Below are 22360 nucleotides of genomic sequence, written 5' to 3'. Positions count from 1 at the left end.
CCGACCCTGAGCTGTAGTGAGATTTGTGGAGTTCCTGTTGCCAGGGTTACGGTCCTGGCGAAGGAGAACCACCAGCACCATGGCGGCACCCCATAGATACCCGGACGAGTTCCGCGAGCGTGCGGTTCGCGAGGTCCGTGCCACTGGCCGTCCCATCGCGCACGTCGCGAAGGATCTGGGCATCCACAAGGAGGCCCTGCGCGGCTGGGTCCGTCAGGCCGAGGCCGGCCACGGCGAGCGGAACGACCGGGTCACCAGCGCCGAGCATGACGAGTTGAAGCAACTCCGCGAGGAAGGCGCGGAGTTGCGGCGAACCAACGAGATCATGAAAGCCGCCAGCGTGTTTTTGCCCAGGAGATCGACCGTCCCCGGACGAGGCCGAGCAGGTGATCGACCACCTGCGTGCTCCCGTCCGGAAGCTGGATCTGTCCGGCCAGCCGATCCTGCACGTATTTACGCAGACGCGCGTTGGCCACCAGCTTCGATGCCTTTGGGCGCCGTGCAGCCAGCTCCGCCTTCCACTGCGCGATCGACGCCCGGTAGGCCAACTGACCGTTCCGCGTCGCAGCGTTGCGCCGCAACTCTCGGGAAATGGTCGACGGCGACCGGGTCAGCCGGCGCGCGATCTCCCGTACCCCTACCTCGTGGGCGTTGAACAATGCGATCTCCTCGCGCTCCTCGAACGCAAGGTACCGGCCCGACGGCGGGCTGAGCTTGATCGACGGCATGCCACCACGCTCGCGGAACCATCGGGAGCCGACCGGGCCTGACACACCGCACGCGATCGCCGCTTCCTCGCTGGTCAGGCCTTCGGCAATCTTGATCCGGAACGCCCGCTCCACATCCCGTCGAATCGGAGGCCGCCCCGGCGAACGCATTGCCGGACGTCCCGTCACCGCCGTCGCCCATCCTGCTGGTCTTCCCATGCAACACCTCCGCAATCAGGTGTTGCGACGACCACTGGAATCAACCCAGTATGTGTCAATTCGGTATATCGAGCGGCTGTCCGGCATCGACACATCCGCATCGGTCGGCTCGGTCGCGGACAGCTATGACTGTGAGGATGATCAGGTGTCGCTTCGGGCGGCGGCCTGACCCGAGCTACGACTGGCGTTGCTGCCTTGGCGTTGATCTGTCGGCCGCTGCCTGGAGCGGTACTCGCTGCCGCCGGGCAGGGGACCTGGCCGGTTGGAGTTCAGCGGCTGCGCAGAGTGAGGAAGCTCCTGGTAGACGGGTGCACGACCAAGATCACCGTTCCGTCAGGAGCTTCATCGTGATTGTCTGCCGTTCCACTGCATCCACGAAGCCGTCGACGTTCTCGCCTCTCTGGCCCCGACCGCCGACTACGGCAGGGTGAGGACCGGCGTCCAGGGCCGGTCGACGCCGTCGCCCATGCCCTGTCCGACCGCGCCTTCGAGCACCTCGGCCCAGGCGTGCGGGCCGTCGGGCAGGAACCGGGCGCCGAGGACCCAGCGGGTCTGCCGGCCGGTGAGGGCGGTCGCGATGAGGTTGGCGAGGCTGATCTCCATACAGGTGATCCGGCCCGGCCACCACGCACGCCGGGATCACCGCCGGAACCGCCGTGCAGAGCCCTTAGAGACGGACCAGGTGTGCGTACGGCAGGCCGCTCAGCGTACGGGCGGTGGCGATCTGCCAGCGCAGCGGCAGCCGGCCCAGTCCAGGGGGAGGGGGAGCGCGACGGCGGCCGTCGATGAAGGCGCTGACGGCCTGCGGGTCCTGGTCGGCGGGGACGGTGATCTCGTTGGTGAGCCTGTCGTGCCGCAGCGGACGGTGATGGCGTGCCAGGTCTTCGATGGAACGCCCGCCCCGGCGTCGACGCGGTCGCCCGGCATGTTGCCGAACGCGACCCTGTCGCACGGCATAACGGCTGCCCTGCTTTCGGCGTGGGTCAAGAGACAGGAGACCGGGTCTTGAACAAGTGCAGTTCGGCTACAGCGAGGGTTTGCTCCGCGTCATGCGCCTCGAAGGTGTCCATGGGCCGGAAGCCGAGGCGGGCGGCGAGTTTGAGGGAGCGCTCGTTGGCCGTCTGGGTGACCACCAGGACCGGCTGGTCGGGCAGCTCGCCGGCGGCGGCACGCAGCAGAGCCGTGGCGGCCTCGAATGCCAGCCCTGCACCCCAACTTCCGTGCCGGAGCAGGTAGGCCAGCTCCAGCTCGCCGCCTTCCTCGGTGACGTGTCCGGGAAGGTCGGCGGAGCGGCGGTCGAGTACGAGTGTCCCGATGAACCGGTCGGCTTCCTTGTCGGCGATGACGTAGGTGCCGGGCTTGCCTGCAACAGCGCCGATGCCGTTCGCGTCGAAGTACTGCTCGACGACGCTACGGGGCCGTGGGCCGCCGAGGTGGGCACGGACCTGTGGATCGGTCTGGAGCTCGATGAGGCCGTCGATGTCGGCGTCGTGCGCTTTTCGCAGACGGAGACGATCAGTGGTGATCTCAGTGGCAGACAGCGTGGGCAATGCGTTCATGAGATCCATTGTCCCGGCCCAGTGGATCGAGCCACCAGCCCCGATGCGGTAGCCAGCCCCCTTGGGATGCGCGGTCGGGGCACTGCTGGTACCGCACCAAGAACAGGCAACGCCCTTCTGAACGCCCACGTCGGAAAGGTCCGCCCCGTACGCGCAGGGGATGACCGCTCGCCCCGGTCCGAGAATCACGGAGCGGTCTCCGGGCGGATGGGCCTGCGTCACTCATACGTCCGGGTGGCTCCGAACGCGCTTTCCTCGGACTTGTCAATTGAACTTCAACCCATGAGCGTGCTGAGACGAACCTCTCGGACCGCGTCCGGGGGTGGTTGGTGGCCCACCACGAGATTTTCACAGCCGTCCTATTGAGCTGACGGGCTCAGATCGAATCCTTTGACTCCGGGTTAGCGTTGGACGACTTCGACTTCGACTTCGACTTCGACTTCGATGCCGAGGCGGGCGCCGCGGCCCTGGCCAGTCGGCGGGGCCCAGGGCCAGTCCGAGACTCGCGCCGTCGTGTCCGTCCTCGGGGCGGGCACGACGGCCGGGGGTCCGCGCGTTGCGGGTCCGGACCTCGGAGAGCAGTGAGTCGCAGATCTGCCGCATGGTCGCGGCGGCGCCCGCGATGGCCTCCAGGGAAGTGTCCCGCTGCTCCGTGTCGCGCGGGCGGGCGGTCAGCCACTCGGTCTCGGTGGTGATCCGGGCGAGCGGGGGTGTCGACGGCCTCACCACCCGGACCCTGCGCGGCCGCCTCGCCCCGGGGGTCGGAAGACCGCTCAGCGTTCCGATGATGCCGACGACGACGGCGGCGGCGGCGAGGACAGGGGTGGGGTGTCGAAGCGGTAGCCCACCCCGCGGACCGTGCTGATGCTCTGCGGGCTGTCCGCCTGACGGAACTTGCGGCGCAGGCGGGTCAGGTACTGGTCCAGGGTGTTGTCGCTGACGTGTGCCCCCTCCGGCCAGCCCGCCCGCAGCAGGGCCTGGGCGGCGTGCCACGGTGCCGGGCCGGGCCATCAGACACGCCAGCAGCCGGAACCCGGTCGGTGTCAGGGCCACGGGTCGGCCGTGGACCGTCAGCTCGTGCTTCATGGGGTCCAGCCGCAGTGCGCCCGCGCCGTCGGCGAGGGCGCTGCCGTGGTGACCGGTGCGGCTCAGGACCGCGCGGCCACGGGCCGCGAGCTCGCTGAGGTGGAACGGCTTGATCAGGTAGTCGTCACCACCTGAGGCGAACCCGGAGAGCCGGTCGATGAGATTGCCGTGGGCCGTCAGGAAGATCACCAGGATGGTGAACCCCGCACCGCGCATCTCCTGGCACACGTTGTGTCCGTCGGAATCCGGCAGCCCCACGTCGAGCACGACCGCGTGCACCGACGCATCGACGGCCTTCAGAGCGGTGGCACAGTCGACGGCGGTCACGACGTCGAAGTCCTCATCGCGCAGGCCACGGGCCAGGACATCGCGCAGGCCGTGGTCGTCCTCGACGACGAGGATGCGGGCAGCGGTCACCGGGCCGCCAGTATTACTCGGTCCGCGCGGAACGCCCCCGATGAGCGCTCGGGCTCAGCCCGGGGCACTCCGACGACCGGCGGGCCGGATGTCTGTCGCGCGCGTCCGTAACGGTGGCAGGCGGCCGGTCGCTCGGGAGGGTGCGGATTCCGTGCCCCAGCAGCAGTGCCGGCGGATGGCACGCAGACGCCTTCAAGGTCATCCGCGGCACCATCCGCCGCGCCCTGGGGAGGATCGAACAGTCATCCGTCCCCGCGTAGCTGCCACCGCCGCCCGACGGCTCCTTCCGGCCTCCTGACCGCGGGCACCGAGGGCGGCGAGCGGTGATCTCCACCCCGCACCGAAATAGTGAGGAGCCGCCCGGCCGGGCGCCGGTATGCCCGGCAGAACCCGTTCCGGACTGCGGTGACCAGCCGGCGGGAACACCCTCAACAGGTCCCGCCATCCCTTTCGGCCGCATCTCGGCCGCCCCCCACCGAGAGTCGGATCACATGTGGTCCGCCCCATCATCTGTTCGCGGCTGTCAGCTGTACATTCGAAGTCACGCGCCGATGGCTGTCCATGCCTGCTGCGCCGAGCCCAGAGCCCCGGATGACCAGGGCGGCTCCGTGAGCAGTGGCTCCAGTCACCCGGCAGGTGGGCCTCCGCCGGATGGCGGGGACAGCACGGAAATGTGCCGGATACCCGGCGATCAACCCACTCTCAAACCTGGAAGGCATGACACAGTACTCAGACGTTGCAGCTCCTGTGACAGAAGCCCCGGCCCGCACGCGCGAGAGCGGGAAGCCACGGCGGGCCGGCTGATCGGGCTGGACCTGGCCCGCGGACTCGCGGTATTCGGCATGTACGCGGCTCATGTGGGCCCCGACCCTGACCAGGGCGGTGTGATCGGCTTCCTGATGGAGCTGGCCCACGGCAGGTCCTCCGCTCTCTTCGCCTTCCTGGCGGGCTTCGCCGTTGTCCTCATCACCGGGCGCGTGACGCCGAAGACGGGGCTGGCCGGGCGCCAGGCAGCGGCCAAGGTGGTGATCCGGGCCGTGATCCTTCTGGCCCTGGGCACTGCGCTGACCATGAGCGGCATCCCGGTCGATGTGATCCTCGCGTTCTACGGCTTGTACTTCCTGCTCGTACTGCCGCTGTACCGGCTCGGCCCCGGCCCCCTGGCGGCGATCGCCGCGGGAACGGCCCTCGTCCTGCCCCAGGTGCTCTACGTGGTGCAGCAGGCGATCGGCAGCAGCGGCGTCCGCTCACCCGGTGAGCCCGACGGCATCGTCTCGCTGCTCTTCACCGGCGCCTACCCGGCCCTGGCCTGGATCCCGTTCGTGATCGCCGGTATGGCCGTGGCCCGCCTGGACCTGGCCGCCACCGCCGTCCGGACACGCCTGGCCCTCACAGGTGCCGCTCTCATGATCGTCGGCTACGGAGGCTCCTGGCTGGCGCTGCACGTCGTTCCCGGCGCCGCCGACGCCATCGGCGCGGGTGGGGCGAACGCATGGTGGTCCGACATCGCGGGTTCTCCGTCCGGCGATACCCCCGCCTGGCTGCTGGCTGCCTCCCCGCACAGTGAGACCACCCTGTCGATCCTGGGCAACACCGGTGTGGCGATCATGGTCGTGACCGCATGTCTGGCCGCGACGGACGCACTCCCGCGGCTCCAGTCCCTGGCCCGGCCGGTCATCGCAGTCGGTTCCATGTCGCTGACCGCGTACGTCTTCCACCTCGTCGGCATCCGGTTGCTGGGCATCGAGGAACTGCCTGGGTCACCCCTGCATGTCCTACTCGGCTTCATCGCGGCCGCCATGGTGTTCGCGACCGTCTGGTCGCGCTTCCACCAGCGCGGACCACTGGAATGGCTGATGACCAAGGCGACGGGCCTGGCCCGGCACATCCGCTGAGCGCAGAACCGGCCGGACCGTCACACCGACTCCCCGACTCCCCGACTCCCCGACTGACAACGCCCCTGACACCGACCGCTGCGGTGCACCACGCGCTGCGCATCCACCTGGATGGTGGGAGACGGTGGCCGACCGGCACCGGGCTGCGCTGCTCGATCGCCCGGGCCCGCTCCGGCGCGGCCCGGCGCGGGGAAGTGAAGCGTCGGCCGTGAGGCAGCAAGCGCAGCAGTTCGCTGCTCCCGCTCCACGCCGGCGGCGCCGGGTACAGCGGCACGCCGACGAGCCCGAGATCAGGTGAGAGAGCCGGTGACCCCGCCGATGACCGCTTCGGCCGTCTCGTACATTCGAACTTGACTGGCCGTCGCATGTCGAATCCGGCTTGTCGGGCGGCACACCACGCACGGGCGGGGTGACGCGGCGGGTCAGCGAACTGTCGGTCGGGGGCTGAAGGCCAGCTGGAAGGTGCCAGGCAACGGCGCGCGGCGGCGGGCGGGTAAACAGTGGACGGCGCGGTCGGCTCCGGCGAGGAGGTCGGGGACGGGGATGCCGTAGCGGGCGGACAGACGGTCGCTGTCGGTCAGCGCTCACGCCGCGGTTCCCGATTGCTTGCGGCTGACCTGAGTCTGGCTGAGCCCGACCGGCAGCCGGGTGACGTCCTTACGCACGACGAGGCCGGTGATCCCGGCCTCGTCGACGTGCTCGTTGGCCCAGGAGACGAGGTCGTTGGCCAGATGCCGCCCTGGTGGCCCGACCCGCTACGCCTTCCGCGTGTGATCCGCGAGTGGAAGCCCGGCGCCCAGGCGGCCGCGGTCGAGACCCCGGCCACCGACGACGGCCACGTCGCGCCGTGCACGCCGACCAAGCACCTGTGGTGGGGCGACCGGGCCAGCGAGGCCGCGGCCGTCGTCGACCAACTCCTGGACAACCTCGGCGCCACCGTCGACCTGCACCAGCACTGGAACGCGCCCAAGGGTCTGACCGCCCTGTTCAACCAAGAACACAAGAACGGCGCTGGCCTGGCGGTCGTAGCGCCTGTGGTGCTCGGCCGTAGCGTTCTGGACGAGGGCCCGTACGTCGGTGTTCTCATGGAGGAATGTCGCGGAGACCCTGCTCATTCGGCGACGGCCCGGACGGTCAGTCGGCCGCGTTCACGACAGGCCGAGTGCCTTCCCGATGAGAACAACGGACATTCAGTCCGGTCTTCTCTCCGCAGTGCAGGCAGGCGATGATGTCGTAGGTCGGAGCGTGGGAGCAGGCGCGCCGGCCGCGCCGTTCCCACATGCGCGGCGCGGAACTGCTGAATCGGGCGGGACGCAGCGATGTCGGCGCAGATCGTGTCCGGCGCGTGCACCGGGGCAGGTGAGACCACCCCGGTGCCGACAAGCATCTGCTGCGGTGGCGGTACGTCTCAGCGGACCGTCACGTTGAAGACCGGCGAGGCCGTGGTGCCGCTGATGATACGCAGGTCGTTCTTGCCCTTCAGCCCGAGCTTGACGCCGAGTGAGTAGGAGCCGTCCCGCGAGATGCTTGTGAATGCGGGCAGGCTGACCCACTTGCCGTGCTGCTTCTGCTGAAGGGTCACCTTGCTGCCCGGCTTGAGGCCGGTGGTCCGGCCCGTGACGCGGAACAGCTGCCAGGCACGGACGGAGGACACCGACGGCTTTGCCGTGATGTCGGCCTTGGCCGGCACGGCCTTCGGTGCGACGACCGGGGTGGCAGTGTGCGTAGCCGGGGTGGCTGCCATTGCGGTGCCCGCGAGGGCAAGGGAAGCCGCGCCGAGGACACCGACGACGGCAATGCGCAGGGAGCGCCGTTTCGAGACCATCACAGATCTGCCCCTTTCGATAGTGAGAACAGCCTTTCGCGCCAAAGGGCACCTACATGCCGATTGGCGTGGTCACTAGAAACGACGGCACAACGGAGACGGACGTTCACTGGGGCATTGTCGCCGTCTTGTAACAGCCGAGCCGGGCCGGGGCGACGGCATCTGGAACAGCTCGGCGCGAAGTGGCAGTGGCCTGCACCCCACGTCTTCGTCCCGTCCGGCGCTACCGAGAGGACCCTCGCCGCGGAGTTCGCCCCGCTACCTCGAAATCTCTGTCACCACCCGGATGCCCCAGGCCCAGAGCACCGGCGCGGTCTGCCACGCCTACAGCCAGGCCGGTGTCAGCCTCGTCCTCATCGACGCGTTCGGTCTGCAGCCGCATGGCGGACTGCACGGGATGGTCATGGTGCAGCGCCCTTGCGTGCTGTCTGGCGTACGCGTGAATCGGCGGTGCGGTCGTCGGCGAAGCCGCTGAAGGGTGTCCGGTCGGCCGGGGTGTCGTTGTCCGTATGCAGACGGCAACGACTCCGACTCCCTGCTCGGCCGGCTCGCCGTGCTGATGGATGCCGCCCTTGCCGTGCTGGACGCGGCGGAGGTGGAGGACTGGTCCTCGGCCGCGGCGCGGCTTTCACAAAGGAGACAAAAGGATGAACGCATCGATGAGAACTGCAGCCGCAGGAGCGGTAGGCATCGCCCTACTGGCCCTGCCGACACCCGCGGCGAGTGCCGTCGGCGAGAAAACGAGCGAGGCAGCCGGCGTCATCTGCGGCACCGACGGCGCATCGGGGCTCTCGGTGGGGACGGCCCACGCCAGGGACTGTGCCACAGCACTCCTGGTCGCGAGTGCCTACACGCGGAGCTGGAACAGCGGCGGCGAAGGAGCCACGACCGTCCACGTCGCAGGATCCTCCTGGGGCTGTCGCGAAAGGCCGGGCCCGCTGAATCCGTATCAGGAATGCGTCGAGACAGGCGGCACCGGCCGGTGGGTCACCCTGACGTCCTGATCACGACGCCCGTCGACGCTACGAGTCCGTTGGTCTCAGCGCTCACCGATCCTCCAAACCTGCTTCGCAGATGTGCTCATGATGTACGTCCGCGGCTCGTGTCGGCGGTCGGCGCTGGTGGCCGAGGTCGACGTCACGAAGGAGCCCCGCCGGGCGGTGGGCGCCCCAGCGGGGGAAGTCGCTGCGGACCGCAATGCTGTAGGAGCGGCGCAAGGAGCTGCTCGAACTGCCGGAAGCCGGGATGGTGTGGAAGCCCGGCGAGCAGGTGTGGGAGGTCAAGTGCGCCGCGCTCCGGTCCTGCTGGCGGGCCACCGGACGCCTCGCGCCCCGCCACCGCATCGCCCGCAGGGCATCGATTCCTTCGTCCGGCTGGGCCGTCGGCCGCGACGGACTACGACGGGCCGGTGATCGCCCGGATGGGGCCCGTCACCCGTCTCCGCCATGGCAGCCAGGACATGGCCGCTGCGGCGGGAGCGGCCCCCGGCGGACGGGTGGAGCATCGGACGCCGGTGGGCAGTGACGGGGACTTCGTCGCGAACAAGTCCGGCCCGACCTGAATCGGCCTCGTGCCGACGCTGAGGTTCTTCGAGGTGGAATGCGGATTCTCCAGTTCGTCGACCAGTTCCCGCAGCCACGCGGTCGACTGCGTGGTTGCGGTCGGCTGCGTGGCCGATGTCGCCAGGTCGGCCAGGCGCGAGCCTTGGGCAGCAGACACGTTCGCCTCGCTCGACCGTTGGCGCAGTTGGCGGCGGGTTTCCCTTCAACCGCGGCGGTGCCTGGCCGCCATCGCGTGGAACACCTTCTTCGGTTCCCAACGGGTCTCGTCGAGCATGCGTACCGCGCCGTAGGAGCCGTGATCCGCATCTCCCGGCGCAGGGACGCGGGCCGCACCCTCGGCGTTTCAGGGTTGGCGGGCCGTCGGTCCGCTCCACCGCCATGCTCGTGGCCTCCCAGACCGCTGGGGCGCGTGGCTGCCCGGTCGTGATGGGGGTGTCGAACAGGCAATACATGAAGTGGATCGTGGAGCCCGCCTCCTGCGTGCCGTTCGCCCGTACGATCCACCGGCCGGCGGTGAGCAGGTCGCCCCCGACGGCGCCCAGTCCCTGGCGTTGGAGACGACGGAACCCGGCGTCCGCCGGGTCGAGTTGTCCCCTGCCAGGGGGATGGCGCCCTCGAAGTCGACCTGCTGCACCGAGGGGCCCGCGAGGGCGGCGGGGGCGGCCGGAGGCGGGGAGACGGCGGGGTTGTCCGGCGCTTCCATGCGCTGGCTCTCGGCCGGAGTCGCGCCGCGGCTCGTCACCGGTGTCCGCGGTCGCGGGTATCGCCTCGCGCATGACGCGCCCGGCGTCGGCCTCGGCTTCTCGTTCGAAACGGCCGGACGGGTCGGACGGGTCGGACGGGTCGGACGGGTCGAGAACCGTAAGCGGCTGCCGATGTCGCTGCCCGCGACGGGCCCGTGGCGCTGCTGGACGACACGGGTGGGTTCGTGGGCGAGGGTGTGCGCGCAGGGCCGCTCGGCTCGGTCATGGCCGCATCGGGCGGAGTGCCGGTGCGTCTCCTCGGCCCGGCGATGCCCGGCCTGACGGAACATCTGGGCCACGGCGGCGTTGGTGGCCTGCAGGGGAAGAAGGAAGTGCGCTCGGGGGATCGACCGGGGCCGCTTCCTTCGTGAGCGCGACGGCACTGCGGTCACGGCCCGGTGGCGAGCATGACGATCAGAACGAGGACGAGCAGGGCCACGTAGGCGACGGAGTGCAGGCGGTCGGGAACGCGCCCGCCGACCCGCCTGAGCAGGGCGATGGCGGGCAGGGATCCGCAGAGCAGGGCGGCGCAGGACACGAGATCGACGTGGCCGACGCGGCCGACGTGTGCCTGGGCGGCGGGCGCGAGCGCGTAGACCAGGGTGCCCGCGAGGGCGATGGGGGCACTGAGCGGGTTCGCCAGCGCGGTGGCAGTGGCCATGGGCAGTCCGCGGCGACGCAGCAGCGGGACCGTCATGACGCTGCCGCCGACGCCCAGGCTCGCCGCGACCGCGCCGATGCCCACGCCGCCGAACGTCGTGGTGAACCGGCCGAGCGGGCGCGGCCCGCCGTCGTCGGCCATGACGAGGAACCCCTTGCGCAGGAGGCTGTCCGCGATCGTGACCACCAGGTACACGACGAACAGCACGCGCAGCAGGCCACCGCTGAGCCGGGTGGCGACGAACGAGCCGAGTGCCGCGCCCAGCAGCACGAAACCGGCAAGGGGCCAGACGTACTCCTGCCGCAGCCGGCCGGCCCGGTGCTGCGCCAGCGTGGCAGTCACCGCGTTCACGACCATGACGGCCGTCGAGGTCGCGACGGCCACGTGCATGGCGCCGCCCGGGTCGTCATGCACCGCGGTGGTCAGGAACGCGTACACGACGGGGACGATGACGAAGCCGCCGCCGAAACCGAACAGCACCGTCGTGACGCCGGTCAGGCAGCCGAACAGGAGGAGCGGGAGACAAGCAAGGAGCGAGGTCGACACGGTGGCGACGCTAGACGTCGACTCCTACGACGGACAATCGATCGTTCGCCGACTTCTTACGTGCAGACGACAACCCGGCGTAGGATCGGGGCGTGCGCAACGTACCGGTCGACGAGGTGGACGACCTGGACCGTGCGGTACTGGCCATCGGCACCGACTACCCGCACGACCACCTGCTCCCCTTCCACGCGCACCGCCGCGCCCAGTTCCTGTACGCGGCGACCGGTGTGATGCAGGTCGAGACGGCGGACGGGACCTGGACCGTGCCCACGGACCGTGCGGTCCTGATCCCGCCCGGGGTCCGGCACCACGTCGTCCTGACGGGGGTCAGCACCCGCAGTCTGTACATCGAGCCGGGTGCCGTTCCGTGGTTCCCCGAGCGGTGCCGGGTGGTGGACGTCTCCGCGCTGCTGCGGGCGCTGGTCCTCGACGCGGTCGACATGGCGCCCCGCTACTCCGAGCACGGCCGGGACGCGACCGTCGTCGAGCTGATCCTGCACGAGTTGCGGAGCCTGACACCGCTCCCCCTCGACGTGCCGCTGCCCGCCGCCCCGGAGCTGCGGCGACTGTGCGACGCGTTCCTGCGCGCACCGGACATCCACGATCCGCCGGCCCGTTGGGCGGCAGCCCTGAACGTCAGCGAGCGCACCCTCGGCCGGCTGTTCCGGCGCGGTACGGACCTGAGCTTCGCCCAGTGGCGGCAGCGCGCGTGCATCCTGCGGTCGGTGCACGCGCTCGCCGAGGGCACGCCGGTGAGCCGGGTCGCGGCATCGCTCGGTTACGAGAATCCCGCCGCCTTCACGGCGGCCTTCCGGAGCCTGCTGGGCCGTGCCCCGTCCGCGTACCTGGCCCGACCGCCGCACCGCGGCGGTGGTTGAGCCGCGGCGCGGCGCGCGCACGGAGACCGCTCAGCGCGTCCGGCCGGTAGCCCGGGCGCGGTCGGCGTCGATGGACGCCTACCGGAACGCACAGGTGTCGGCCTCGTGCCGCCACGGGCACGGCCTTCCGGTCCGAGCGTTCCCTCGGGCAGGCCGGGTGTACGGAACGATGACCTCCGCCGCCTGATCGGCGCCGAACCGCCTGTGACATGCCCACGTGCCGTTAGCATGTTCGAACTCGCGACGATCACCGTGATCACCTGTTCTTCACCGGGAATTCGCGTTCATCGGCGCAGTACTTGTCCTTTTCCTCCACTCCACCGATGAGTCAGGCCATTGCAGACCACACCACCACGAATACCCTCGCACGGTCACACCGCATGGCGTCAGCCACGAACGATGTTGTGGGCTGCGGCCGGCGTGACGACCCTCGCATTCCTCATCGCGCTGGAATTCGCAGCGCGCGGCTACGGCGAGCCGGGGCCGATCGCCATCGAGACACGGGAGCTGATATTCGCCCCCCATTCGGGCCCCCTGCTGTATGCCGGTCTGGCGTTGACCATGGTGGTGCTCACCTGGCGGCAACGGCTCGTCGCGGCGGGGGCCGCGATCGGCATCGACGTCCTCTTCCTGCTGGTGCGGTGGGCGGTCGGCGCCGACCTGCATTTCGGCAACGGCGCCCTGTGGGTGGTCGTGGGCTGTGTGGTCCTCGCCCTCACGCGTCGCACCGGCGCGGAACGCGCGCTGCTTCTCAAGGGTGCGGGTCTCGGCCTGTTGCTGGTGATGGGCCACAGGGCGGGCGACACCTGGCTGCTGATCACGTCGCAGACCCGCCCGACCGTGCTCGACCCGTATGTCGTCACCGCCGATCACGCGCTGGGGGATCCCTCGTGGCTGGTCGGCCGGATCGTCGAGGCCACCGACCCGGTCAGCGGCCATGTTCTCGGCCTGGTCTACGGCCAACTCCCGCTGGCAGCCGCGCTCGTCGGGCTGTACCAGCTGCGTCACGTGGCGGATCGGCGGCGGTTCCCGGCCCACCACCTGGTGCGCACCTTCCTGGTCATCGGCCTGCTCGGGCCGGCCATCTACATGATCTTCCCGGTCGTGGGGCCGGTCTACGCCTACGGTGCGGAAGGCGGAGCGTGGGCGGCCGCCGACGTATGGCCCGACTCGCTGCCGGTGATCGGCGCCCCGCATCCGATACCGTTCGACGAGATCACGCCGCGCAACTGCATGCCGAGCCTGCACACCGCGTGGGCCACCACGCTCCTCGTCCACTCCCGCGAGGGCTCACGGTTCATGCGATACGCGGGCCTGTTCTGGTTCGTCGCCACCCTCACCGCGACGCTGGGCTTCGGCTACCACTACGGCGTGGACCTCGTCGCCGGTGTGGTGTTCGCCCTCACCATCGAGGCCGGCATGCGCGGCGCGGCACTCGGCTGGGACCGGTCGTGCACGTGGCTGGTGGCCCATGGCACGACGGTCTTCGCCGTGCTGCTGGTGTCGTACCGCTACCTGCCGCAGCAGATGGCCGCGCATCCGTGGCTGTTCGGCCCTCTGCTCCTTCTGTTGATGTCCGGCGTCGTCCTTCATTACGTACGCACCACCAAGCGGTGGCGATCGAGGACCGCACCGGCGCGGGAGCCACGAGCACAGCCCGCGGGCCTGGAACCCGAACCCGCCTGAGAGTGAGCCGCGAGCACCGCCGTCGTCCTGACACCCGACGGCGGTGCGTGCCGGTGACATCGTCGAAGGTGTTCCTCCTGCTCCACGCTTCCCTTCACGCAGACGACGTCCGTCCTGGGAGCCCCGTGCAACCCGGCGATCGACCCGTATCCGTTCCAGCCGCGAGTCAGCGGATTTCACGAACAGCCCTCAGGCCGACACGATATGCTGATGCAGATTGTGCAAGCGGTTTGCAGAATGAGGAGGGTCATGGCTACTCGGGCGACCGACACCGGGACGAACCAGAGCGTCGAACGAGCGGTCTCGGTACTGCGCGCACTCGACTCCGGCCGCGCCGAACTACGCGTCTCGGACGTCGCCGAACTCACCGGACTGGGCTCCTCCACCACCTCACGCCTCCTGTCCACCCTCGAGCGCCTCGACATGGTCGAACGCGACCCCGTCAGCAACCTCTACCGCCTCAGCCTCGGCATCCTCCCGCTCGCCGCCACCGCCGCCAACCGCCACCCCGTCCACCGCGCCGCCCGCATGGTCCTCCAGGACCTCGCCACGCGCACCGGACTCGGAGCCAATGTCGCCGTCCGCCGCGGTACCGAGCTGATGTTCCTGTGCAATTTCGAGGGAACGCGCGCCCCCAAGTCCTACACGCAGGCCGGACACACCGCCCCGCTGCACGCCACCAGCATCGGCAAATGCCTCCTGACCGGCCTCACACCCAAGGAACGCCGCAAGCTGCTTCCCGAACCCCTCGCGGCGCACACCGACTACACGACCACCAGCCACGACCTCCTCGACTCCGAGATCGACACCGTCCGCCGCACCGGCTACGCCCTCGAAGCCGAGGAACGCGCCCTGGGCCGCGCCTCCCTCGCCGCGCCCGTACGCGACGCCTCGGGGGACGTCGTCGCCGCCATCTCCTTGTGGGGCCCCGCCTCCCTCCTCGGCAACCACGCCGAGGCCGAAGGGCAGCGCCTCGCCCTCACCCGCGAGGTCATCGAGGCCGCCGACGCCATCAGCCAAGCACTCGGCGCCCTCTGACTCACATGGCGAAGGGGCCCGGTGAAGGTCGTTCGGCCTTCACCGGGCCCCTTCGCCGTACGGCTATGCGCCGTACGCCTTGAACGCGATCACATGCGCGTGCCGGGCCCCGTGCGTCGCGTCCACCACGAGCCGCAGCGCGTCGGTGCGCACGGGCCCGCCGTCCGCGCCGTTCAGGTCGTGCACGCGGTGGCGGCGGCGGTTGCCCGTCACCGTCAGCAGCGTGCGCCAGGCGCCGTCGGGCTCGCGGCTCTGTATCCGGTAGTCGCGGACCAGTTCCGGCATGACCTCGAACGGGGTGCGGTGGCGGTGCAGGTTGTTGAGGTACTCGTCGACGTCGTCGTCGAACACCACGCGCACCTCGGCGAGTTGCTGCTCCTCGTCCCATTCGAGGCGCAGCCACTGAGCGGCCCGGTCCGGGTCGGGCAGCGGCCCGGACGACCACATCTGCGGGCCCCCGTAGGCGCGCTGGAATCCGCCGACGGCCCGCTCGGGCAGGAACGCGGCGGTGTCCGGGGCCGCACGGAAGCCGAAGGTCCGGCGGCGCAGGCCGCGGGCCTGCCACTCCAGGACCAGCTGGCCTTCCTCCTCCGGGATGTCGTGGTCGACGGCCGCGTCCCCCTCGGCCCTGCTGCGCAGGGCGAGGACGCCGTCGGTACGCTCGGGCAGGAGGACCAGCGCCGCGCCCGGGCAGGCGCGCACGATCAGGACGACGTTCTCCGGGGCGTCCGGGCGGTGGCCGAGGCGGGCCGTGACCCAGTGAGGGCCGTCGGCCGGCACGGTCACCGTGGTGGTGAGCAGATGGTCGACGGGGACCGCGTTCTCGGGGCGGCCGGTGCTCCACAGTTCCACGGTGAGTTCGCTCGGCCGCTCGCCCGGAGCGCCGTGGACGAGCAGGTCGACCGTGTCGAGTGCTGGGTCCGCCGGCAGCAGCAGCGCCAGGTCGCGGGTGAGCGGGTACGGCTCGCCGGGCGCGGTCGGCGTGGGTTCGGCGGCCAGGCGGCTCAGGTGCGAGGAGCCGCTGACGCGGGCCGTGCGCGCCAGGTTGTCGGGGTCGTCGTCGACGAGGCCGATGACCGAGGCGTCCTGCCGCAGCAGGGCGCGGCGCACCAGTTCGGGGCGCTCGGCGGCGAGTTCGCGCGGGCTGAGGCCCTCGGCGACGCACAACGCGGCGGCTGTGCCCGCGGCCTCGCCGAGCGTCGCGCAGGTGGCCATGACACGGGTGGCACCGAAGGCGACGTGGGTGGCGGAGATGTTGCGCCCCGCGAACAGGAGGTTCGTGACGTTCGCCGAGTACAGGGAGCGCAGCGGGATGTGGAAGATGCCGTCCGCGTAGCGCTGGCGGGCGCCGGGCTCGTCGGCGTACATGCCCTGTACGGGGTGGAGGTCGACGGACCAGCCGCCGAAGGCGACGCGGTCGTCGAACTGTCGCTGGTCGAGGATGTCCTGCTGGGTCAGCACGTGGTCGCCGATGAAGCGGCGGTACTCGCGCTTGCCGGGGAGACTGCCGACCCACTCCAGCGTCAGGTTCTCGGCGTCCGGGAACTCGCCGGAGTTCTTGATGTGGTCCCAGATGCCCATGATCACGGCCTGGAGTTCGTCGCGGATGCGCTCGTTGTCGTGGACGGTGTCGAGCTCGCCGCCCCACTCGATCCACCAGTAGTCGCAGCCGTTGTCGCCGGTGCGCAGCACGCGGTTGCGCAGGATGGGTGTGGTGGTGAGGTCGCGGGCGGAGGCGGGCGGCACGAACTTCACCGGCCGGCCCAGGTCCTTGGTGTGGAACAGGATCGTCGACCCGAGCAGTGCCTCGTCCCCCTCCTCGGGCGCCCAGGGCTCGCCGAACTCCGCGTGGGCCTCGCGGCCGATGCGGTAGCGGGCACCGGCGAGGTGGCCGAGCAGGCCGTCGCCGGTGCAGTCGAGGAACTGCCCGGCGTGGAAGGTGATGCGGCGCTCGGAGCCCATCATCCAGCCGGTGCAGGAGCGCACCTCGCGTGCGTCCTCCGGGCCGCTCGCGTCGACCTCCCGTACGTCCGTGTTGAGGTACAGGTCGATGCCCGGTTCGGCCCGCACGGCGTCGAGGACCACCTGGTCCCAGTAGTACGGGTTCCCCTCGGGGTTGCGGTACTGGTTCTCGGTGTACAGCTCGCCCATGATGCCGGTCTCGCGGGCCCAGCGGTGCACGCCATGGGCGGTGGCGCCGCAGACCCAGACGCGGATCTCGCTGCTGGCGTTGCCGCCCAGGACCGGCCGGTTGTTGACCAGGGCGACGCGCCGGCCGAGCCGGGCCGCGGCGATGGCCGCGCAGGTCCCCGCCAGGCCGCCGCCGATGACGGCGATGTCGTAATGGACCTCTTCTTCCCGCACGGTGCGGCCTCCTTGGTATGAAGCTCGAATACTCTCCGCCGCAGCGGAGCGACCTTGAACGTACATCACATCCACATTGTGCAACCACTATTCAGTCAGTGGGAATGTGCTGTAGGTTTTCGGCTCAACCGATGACGCCGCCGTCAGGGACTGACGGCCGAGCTCGCCGCAGGTCCGGCGAGACCGCCGGTCCCGCACAGAACTGGCGATTCACCGACCAAAAGGGTTGACGCCGTCGCACGATATGGAGAACGATCCCGCATGCTGCAACTTGCGTTCAACGGAGCATGCATGGCATTCACACAGGGCCTCGATCGAAGCGGGGGACGAGGCCGCTCACCGCTCGCACCCGGCCGCGTCGCGTCCGCCTGTCGACGCACGGCCTCCCGTGGTGCGCCCTGCATCACCGCTCCCGCACCGTTTGAGAGGACACATCCATGAGTACGGCCGCACCTCCCCACAAGGCCGCTCCACCCCGTGAGCGGACCGGCGGACGGCTCTCCAACGGCGCGTTCGCACTGCTGCTGACCGCACCGGGGCTCGCCCTGTTCGCGACGATCATCATCTACCCGCTGGTGTCGGCGCTGTTCACCGGCTTCTTCAAGCAGGACCTGCGGCTGCCGGGCCGGGAGTTCGTCGGCCTGGACAACTTCACCCACTGGCTGGACGGCGACTTCCTCACGATCCTCGAGCAGACGCTGGTCTTCACCGTCGGTGCGACCATCGTCCCCTTCGTGATCGGCTTCGCGCTCGCGCTCGCGCTGAACTCGGGCCTGAAGGGCAGCGGCTTCCTGCGCGGCCTGTTCCTGTTCCCGTGGGTGATCCCGGGCGTGGTCGTCTCCTTCCTGTGGATGTGGATCTTCAACGCGAACTACGGCGTGCTGAACGGCATCCTCATGAGGGCCGGGATCATCGAGGAGTCCGTCTCCTGGCTCGGCCAGCCCGGCACCGCCATGCTCGCCGTCATCGTCACCAAGACCTGGGCGAGCTTCCCCTGGATGATGGTGATGCTCCTGGCCGGCCTGCAGACCGTGCCCAAGGAACTGCACGAGGCGGCCTCGATGGACGGGGCGGGCTCGATCCGGCGCTTCTTCGCCGTCACCTGGCCGCAGGTCCGCGGTGTCGCCTCGATCGTGCTGCTGCTGGAGTTCATCTGGAACTTCCAGCACTTCGACACGATCTACGTGCTCACCGGCGGCGGCCCGGCCGGCGCCACCGAAACCTTCGCGACCGCCGTGTACCAGACCGCCTTCAAGGGCTTCGACATCGGCCGGGCGACCGCGCTGGGCGGTCTGTGGATGCTGCTCCTGCTCATCCTGGTCGTCGTCTACCTCAGGATCACCGAGCGGAAGGGCGACGCCCGATGACCTCCACGACCTCCACCCCGCTGTCCGGCACCGACCGGCCGAGGCGGTCCGCCACGTCCGCCCCGCGCACCACGCGGCGCAGGGTACGCAAGGACCTGCTGCGCTCACGGATCGCTGCCTGGACCGCGGTCCTGGTGATCGGCGCCTTCGGCATGCTGCCGGTCTACTGGCTGCTGGCCACCGCCCTGAGCAGCCCCGAGCAGACCTTCCAGTTTCCGCCGAAGCTCGTACCCACAGACATCACCTTCAGCAACTTCACGGCCCTCGCCGAGAACGACCAGCTCATCAAGTACTTGGTCAACTCCCTGATCGTCGCCTCGATCACCGCCGTGCTGAGCGTGGTCGTCGCCACGTACATGGGTTACTCGTTCTCCAAGTTCCGCTACCGCGGGCGGCGTTCGCTGATGCACCTGGTGCTGGCCTCCCAGATGTTCCCCCAGGCGCTCCTGCTGGTGACGCTGTACGCCGTGTTCTCCAGCTTCGGCCTGCTCAACACGTACACCGCCCTGGTGCTGTCCTTCACCACGTTCACGATGCCGCTGTGCGTCTGGATGCTGAAGGGCATCTTCGACACCATCCCGGACGCCCTGCTGGAGGCAGCGTCCATCGACGGCGCGTCCCGGTGGCGGACGCTGCACTCCGTCGTGGCACCGCTGGCCGCGCCCGGCATGATCGCCGCCGGCCTGTTCGCCTTCGTCCGCGGCTGGAACGACTTCATCTTCGCGGTGACGCTGGCCGACAAGGAGAAGCAGACCCTGCCGCCCGGCCTCGTCTCCACCTACATCGGCGAGTTCCAGACCGCCTGGCCCGAGTTGATGGCGGCCTCGCTCATCGTGTCCGTCCCGGTGGTCGTCGCCTTCATGTTCCTGCAGCGCTACCTCGTCGGCGGCATGACCGCGGGCTCGGTCAAGAGCTGAGCCCGCACTCTCCCCCACACTCCCCCTTCCACCCACTCCCCCATGGAGACACCATGACCACCTCTGGCATCAGCCGGCGCGGCGCGCTGCGCATGTTCGGTATCGGCGCGCTCGGTGTGGCCGGTGCAGGCGTGCTGGGCGCCTGCGCACCGTCCGGCGCCGGCACCTCCTCCGACGGAGGCGACACGAAGTCCAAGAACTTCGACTTCACCTCCTGGTCGCTCAACGAGGAGGCCGCCAAGCCCGCGATCGAGAAGATCATCGCGGCGTGGGAGAAGGCCGAGAACTCCAAGATCCGCGCGGTCTCGTACCCGTACAACGAGTACCTGAGCCAGCTCACCCTCAAGCTCGGCGGCGGGGAGACGACCGGCGCGGTGCACCTCGACATCGCCTGGCTCGCCGCGGTGGCGCAGATGGGCAGGCTCGCCGACCTCGGTTCCGTGGCCTTGAAGGGCGGCTACACGAACGTGGCGCTGAACAGCGGCATGTACGACGGCAAGCAGTACGGCCTGCCGTGGAACACCGGTTCGATCGGTGTGATCGCCAACGCCAAGCTCCTGGAGAAGGCCGGCATCAAGAAGCACCCCACCACCGTCGAGGAGTTCGAGGACGCGCTGCGGGAGCTGAAGGGGCTCGGCGGCGGTGTCGTGCCGTACGCCGCTGCCACCAAGGTCGCGCAGCTCAAGGACATCTTCCCGTGGATGCAGACCTTCGGCTGCACGCTCCTTGAGGGCGACAAGGTGACCATCGGCGACGATGCGTCCGTCGACGCGGTCACCTGGTACAAGAAGCTGCACGACGCGAAGCTGATCGCCGCGGACGTGGACCGCTTCGACGCGCGCGCCCTGTTCGGGCAGGGCAAGGCCGCCTTCTACGACGACGCCGTCATCGGCAAGGGCGTGACCTCGGCCCAGTCCAAGGACAAGACGCTGGCCGACGCGATGCAGCCGATGCAGCGGCCGGTGCTGCGCTCCGGTGACACGCCGCAGGCGCTGCTGTGGGGCGGCGTGATCGCGATCGTCAAGGGCAAGGGGCAGGACGCAGCGACACAGTTCGCCCTGCACACCACCTCCGACCGCGCCACCACCTCCGAGTACTTCGCGGCCCGCTCCCTGCCCCCGTCCACCACCGCGGGCCTGTCCGCCCCGGAGGTCGCGAAGGACACCTTCACCACCGAGTGGACCGAGAAGATCACCAAGACGGCGACCGGCAGCCCGTTCTGGCAGTTCGCGCAGAACGCCCAGATCGAGGAGGCCGTGGCCAAGCAGGTCCAGGCCGTTCTGGTCGGCAGGTCGAAGCCGAAGGACGCGATGAGGAAGGCGGGCGAGGAGGTCGCCGCCCTCATCAAGCGCTGAGCAGACGCGCGGGGATCCAGGGGCCCGGTGGAGGTCGAACGACCTTCACCGGGCCCTTCGCCGTGCCGCATACGCCTTCCTCAGGACGTATCTCAGATCCGTATTGTGCAAGCTCTATTCATGATCCGGGATCTACTGTAGGTTTCCGGCGCAGCGGAGGGGTGGACCGGCCCGCGTGGCCGCTCCCGTCCTCCTCCCATCACGCCCGCGAAGGAGTTCACCTTGCGACGTCCCACGGCACGCGCGTACGCCGCCTCGGCCGCGGCCCTGGCCGCCCTGCTCATGCCCGTCCCGGCCGCCCAGGCCGGCACCACGGCCTCCTCGGCAGCCGCGGCGACGGTGATCGAGAAGGTGCCGTACGCGATGGACTCGTCGAACCAGGCCGCCTGGTGGACGCCGGTCGCCACGTACAAGGGCCGCGGCCAGTACACGTACTTCGCCTTCAACGAGCCCGGCTCGACGGCCGCCACGCACCGTCCGGCCATCGCGCGGCGCGACCCGGACGGGGTCTGGAGCCGTCTGCCGCTGCTCGACCGGAGCGGACAGCAGGCCGAGTTCCCCGACGACAACGGCCACAACCAGCCGTCCGTCGCGCGCGACGGCAGCGGCCGTCTGCACGTGTTCGCCTCCATGCACGCCGACGCCTGGCGCTACTTCCACACGGATGCCCCCGGAGCGGACGTCACGGACCACGCGGCCGAACTGCCCGACCAGGGCCAGGGCATCACCTATCCGATCGTGACCACCGCGCCCAACGGCGATCTCTACCTGGCCGCCCGCGTCGGCGCCGGCGCCGACCGGCGTCCCGGCAAGCTGTACCGCTGGGACGACGCCGCCGCACGCTGGAGCGTGGTCGCCACCTTCGCCGACGCGCTGAACCGCTCCGTGTACCCCGACGACCTGATGGTGGACGCCGCCGGCCGCGTGCACCTCCTGTACGAGTGGGCCAAGGCCCCGGCGACCGGGTTCCGGCACCAGCTCTCCTACCTGCGCTACGACCCGTCGACCGGTGCCTTCGCCGACAGTGCGGGCGCGGCCGTCACCACCCCGGTGTCGCCCGCCACGTCCGACGTGGTCCAGGACCTCACCGCGGGTGAGGAGTGGAGCATCGACAACGCCTACACGGGTCCGGCGGTGCAGAGCGCCAAGCTCACCCTCGACGGCTCCGCCCCGAAGGTCGCCTACCGCTACCGCTCGGCCGACAGCGGCGGCAACTTCCGGGTGTACTACGCCTATCCGAGCGGCAGCGGCTGGGTCAGCAAGACCGTGTACGCCGGCGGCCAGACCGCCGCGGCCCTCGGCATCACCTGGGACGCGACGGACACGAAGCGGGTGTACTACGTGACCTCCTCCGGCACCGACCGCGTCTTCGCCGCGACCCAGGCCACGGACGGGACGTGGACCGCGCAGTCCGCCGCGCCGGGCGTGAGCGCGGACCGGCTCGCGGTGCGGCGGGACTCTGACGGCAACGATGTGCTGTACCTCCCGGACATCGCACACAACGCGCTCTACTACGGACGCCGTTGAGGCCCCGT

General features: G+C 69.9%; 17 protein-coding genes and 4 pseudogenes. 12 read left to right on the top strand and 9 right to left on the bottom strand.

Annotated features, from left to right (window positions below; translation table 11 throughout):
* Nucleotides 1–79: 79 nt before the first annotated feature.
* A pseudogene (locus tag ACFYXM_RS22005) lies at nt 80–253 on the top strand (transposase); the annotation flags it as partial.
* A 151-nt stretch (nt 254–404) separates the two neighbouring features.
* Here the strand turns inward: ACFYXM_RS22005 and ACFYXM_RS22000 are convergent.
* The 5 genes and pseudogenes from ACFYXM_RS22000 to ACFYXM_RS21980 form a co-directional block, all read right to left on the bottom strand.
* Nucleotides 405–926 (bottom strand): annotated as a pseudogene (locus ACFYXM_RS22000) (transposase); the annotation flags it as partial.
* A gap of 417 nt (nt 927–1343) precedes the next feature.
* Nucleotides 1344–1544 (bottom strand): annotated as a pseudogene (locus tag ACFYXM_RS21995) (hypothetical protein); the annotation flags it as partial.
* 49 nt (nt 1545–1593) lie between these two features.
* Nucleotides 1594–1878, bottom strand: a complete 285-nt coding sequence (locus tag ACFYXM_RS21990) for a hypothetical protein (protein WP_389291587.1) — start codon at nt 1876–1878, stop codon at nt 1594–1596.
* Nucleotides 1879–1909: 31 nt separating this feature from the next.
* Nucleotides 1910–2485: a GNAT family N-acetyltransferase gene (locus tag ACFYXM_RS21985; RefSeq protein WP_389291585.1), complete on the bottom strand. Its 576-nt coding sequence runs from the start codon at nt 2483–2485 to the stop codon at nt 1910–1912.
* 773 nt (nt 2486–3258) lie between these two features.
* Nucleotides 3259–3988: pseudogene (locus ACFYXM_RS21980) on the bottom strand (response regulator transcription factor).
* Nucleotides 3989–4845: 857 nt separating this feature from the next.
* Between ACFYXM_RS21980 and ACFYXM_RS21975 the strand changes: the two are divergent.
* Entirely contained in the window at nt 4846–5883 is a 1038-nt protein-coding gene (locus ACFYXM_RS21975; protein ID WP_389291583.1) for a DUF418 domain-containing protein, read from the top strand.
* Nucleotides 5884–6653: 770 nt separating this feature from the next.
* Nucleotides 6654–7112, top strand: coding sequence for a hypothetical protein (locus ACFYXM_RS21970; protein ID WP_389291581.1), 459 nt, complete (start codon nt 6654–6656; stop codon nt 7110–7112).
* Nucleotides 7113–7291: 179 nt separating this feature from the next.
* Here ACFYXM_RS21970 and ACFYXM_RS21965 read toward each other — a convergent pair whose 3' ends face one another.
* Nucleotides 7292–7708, bottom strand: a complete 417-nt coding sequence (locus tag ACFYXM_RS21965; protein WP_389291579.1) for a hypothetical protein — start codon at nt 7706–7708, stop codon at nt 7292–7294.
* Between the two features lie 659 nt (nt 7709–8367).
* Here ACFYXM_RS21965 and ACFYXM_RS21960 point away from each other — a divergent pair.
* Complete coding sequence (locus tag ACFYXM_RS21960) at nt 8368–8712, top strand: hypothetical protein (RefSeq protein ID WP_389291577.1); 345 nt, start codon at nt 8368–8370, stop codon at nt 8710–8712.
* 391 nt (nt 8713–9103) lie between these two features.
* Here the strand turns inward: ACFYXM_RS21960 and ACFYXM_RS21955 are convergent, their stop codons facing one another.
* Nucleotides 9104–9427 (bottom strand): hypothetical protein, encoded by a 324-nt coding sequence (locus tag ACFYXM_RS21955; protein WP_389291575.1) that lies wholly within the window; start codon nt 9425–9427, stop codon nt 9104–9106.
* A gap of 741 nt (nt 9428–10168) precedes the next feature.
* Here ACFYXM_RS21955 and ACFYXM_RS21950 point away from each other — a divergent pair.
* Nucleotides 10169–10384 (top strand): hypothetical protein, encoded by a 216-nt coding sequence (locus ACFYXM_RS21950; protein ID WP_389291573.1) that lies wholly within the window; start codon nt 10169–10171, stop codon nt 10382–10384.
* A 17-nt stretch (nt 10385–10401) separates the two neighbouring features.
* Here the strand turns inward: ACFYXM_RS21950 and ACFYXM_RS21945 are convergent, their stop codons facing one another.
* Nucleotides 10402–11220 (bottom strand): sulfite exporter TauE/SafE family protein, encoded by an 819-nt coding sequence (locus ACFYXM_RS21945; protein WP_389291572.1) that lies wholly within the window; start codon nt 11218–11220, stop codon nt 10402–10404.
* 92 nt (nt 11221–11312) lie between these two features.
* Here ACFYXM_RS21945 and ACFYXM_RS21940 point away from each other — a divergent pair, with 92 nt between their 5' ends.
* From ACFYXM_RS21940 to ACFYXM_RS21930, 3 genes are all read left to right on the top strand, one after another.
* Nucleotides 11313–12098 carry an AraC family transcriptional regulator gene (locus ACFYXM_RS21940; RefSeq protein WP_389291570.1) on the top strand — a complete coding sequence of 262 codons (786 nt, stop codon included), beginning with the start codon at nt 11313–11315 and terminating at the stop codon, nt 12096–12098.
* Nucleotides 12099–12497: 399 nt separating this feature from the next.
* Nucleotides 12498–13784 (top strand): phosphatase PAP2 family protein, encoded by a 1287-nt coding sequence (locus tag ACFYXM_RS21935; RefSeq protein ID WP_389291568.1) that lies wholly within the window; start codon nt 12498–12500, stop codon nt 13782–13784.
* 249 nt (nt 13785–14033) lie between these two features.
* A complete protein-coding gene (locus ACFYXM_RS21930; RefSeq protein ID WP_389291566.1) occupies nt 14034–14822 on the top strand; it encodes an IclR family transcriptional regulator in 789 nt (262 codons plus the stop codon).
* Between the two features lie 63 nt (nt 14823–14885).
* On the opposite strand, the gene ACFYXM_RS21925 is transcribed toward ACFYXM_RS21930, so the two are convergent.
* A complete protein-coding gene (locus ACFYXM_RS21925; RefSeq protein ID WP_389291565.1) occupies nt 14886–17186 on the bottom strand; it encodes an FAD-dependent oxidoreductase in 2301 nt (766 codons plus the stop codon).
* Nucleotides 17187–17623: 437 nt separating this feature from the next.
* Here ACFYXM_RS21925 and ACFYXM_RS21920 point away from each other — a divergent pair, with 437 nt between their 5' ends.
* The 4 genes from ACFYXM_RS21920 to ACFYXM_RS21905 all read left to right on the top strand — a co-directional run bounded on the left by ACFYXM_RS21920 (nt 17624) and on the right by ACFYXM_RS21905 (nt 22352).
* Nucleotides 17624–18553, top strand: a complete 930-nt coding sequence (locus ACFYXM_RS21920; RefSeq protein WP_389291563.1) for a carbohydrate ABC transporter permease — start codon at nt 17624–17626, stop codon at nt 18551–18553.
* Nucleotides 18550–19470 (top strand): carbohydrate ABC transporter permease, encoded by a 921-nt coding sequence (locus ACFYXM_RS21915; RefSeq protein ID WP_389291561.1) that lies wholly within the window; start codon nt 18550–18552, stop codon nt 19468–19470. Before ACFYXM_RS21920 ends, ACFYXM_RS21915 begins: the two co-directional genes overlap by 4 nt.
* 53 nt (nt 19471–19523) lie before the next feature.
* Nucleotides 19524–20825 (top strand): extracellular solute-binding protein, encoded by a 1302-nt coding sequence (locus ACFYXM_RS21910; protein ID WP_389291559.1) that lies wholly within the window; start codon nt 19524–19526, stop codon nt 20823–20825.
* A 222-nt stretch (nt 20826–21047) separates the two neighbouring features.
* A complete protein-coding gene (locus tag ACFYXM_RS21905; protein WP_389291557.1) occupies nt 21048–22352 on the top strand; it encodes a BNR-4 repeat-containing protein in 1305 nt (434 codons plus the stop codon).
* Nucleotides 22353–22360: the final 8 nt, after the last annotated feature.

It is taken from the genome of Streptomyces sp. NPDC002476 (genome assembly GCF_042889785.1).
Taxonomy (GTDB): Bacteria; Actinomycetota; Actinomycetes; order Streptomycetales; family Streptomycetaceae; genus Streptomyces.
Note: the sequence above shows the minus strand (reverse complement) of the source record. Positions and strands in the feature narration are given on the sequence as shown.

Excerpts from the sequence above, each read along its gene's own strand:
- ACFYXM_RS21985 (WP_389291585.1), bottom strand. The coding sequence starts at position 2,485 with ATGAACGCATTGCCCACGCTGTCTGCCACTGAGATCACCACTGATCGT.
- ACFYXM_RS21965 (WP_389291579.1), bottom strand. The coding sequence starts at position 7,708 with ATGGTCTCGAAACGGCGCTCCCTGCGCATTGCCGTCGTCGGTGTCCTC.
- ACFYXM_RS21960 (WP_389291577.1), top strand. The coding sequence starts at position 8,368 with ATGAGAACTGCAGCCGCAGGAGCGGTAGGCATCGCCCTACTGGCCCTG.
- ACFYXM_RS21935 (WP_389291568.1), top strand. The coding sequence starts at position 12,498 with ATGTTGTGGGCTGCGGCCGGCGTGACGACCCTCGCATTCCTCATCGCG.
- ACFYXM_RS21930 (WP_389291566.1), top strand. The coding sequence starts at position 14,034 with ATGGCTACTCGGGCGACCGACACCGGGACGAACCAGAGCGTCGAACGA.
- ACFYXM_RS21920 (WP_389291563.1), top strand. The coding sequence starts at position 17,624 with ATGAGTACGGCCGCACCTCCCCACAAGGCCGCTCCACCCCGTGAGCGG.
- ACFYXM_RS21915 (WP_389291561.1), top strand. The coding sequence starts at position 18,550 with ATGACCTCCACGACCTCCACCCCGCTGTCCGGCACCGACCGGCCGAGG.
- ACFYXM_RS21910 (WP_389291559.1), top strand. The coding sequence starts at position 19,524 with ATGACCACCTCTGGCATCAGCCGGCGCGGCGCGCTGCGCATGTTCGGT.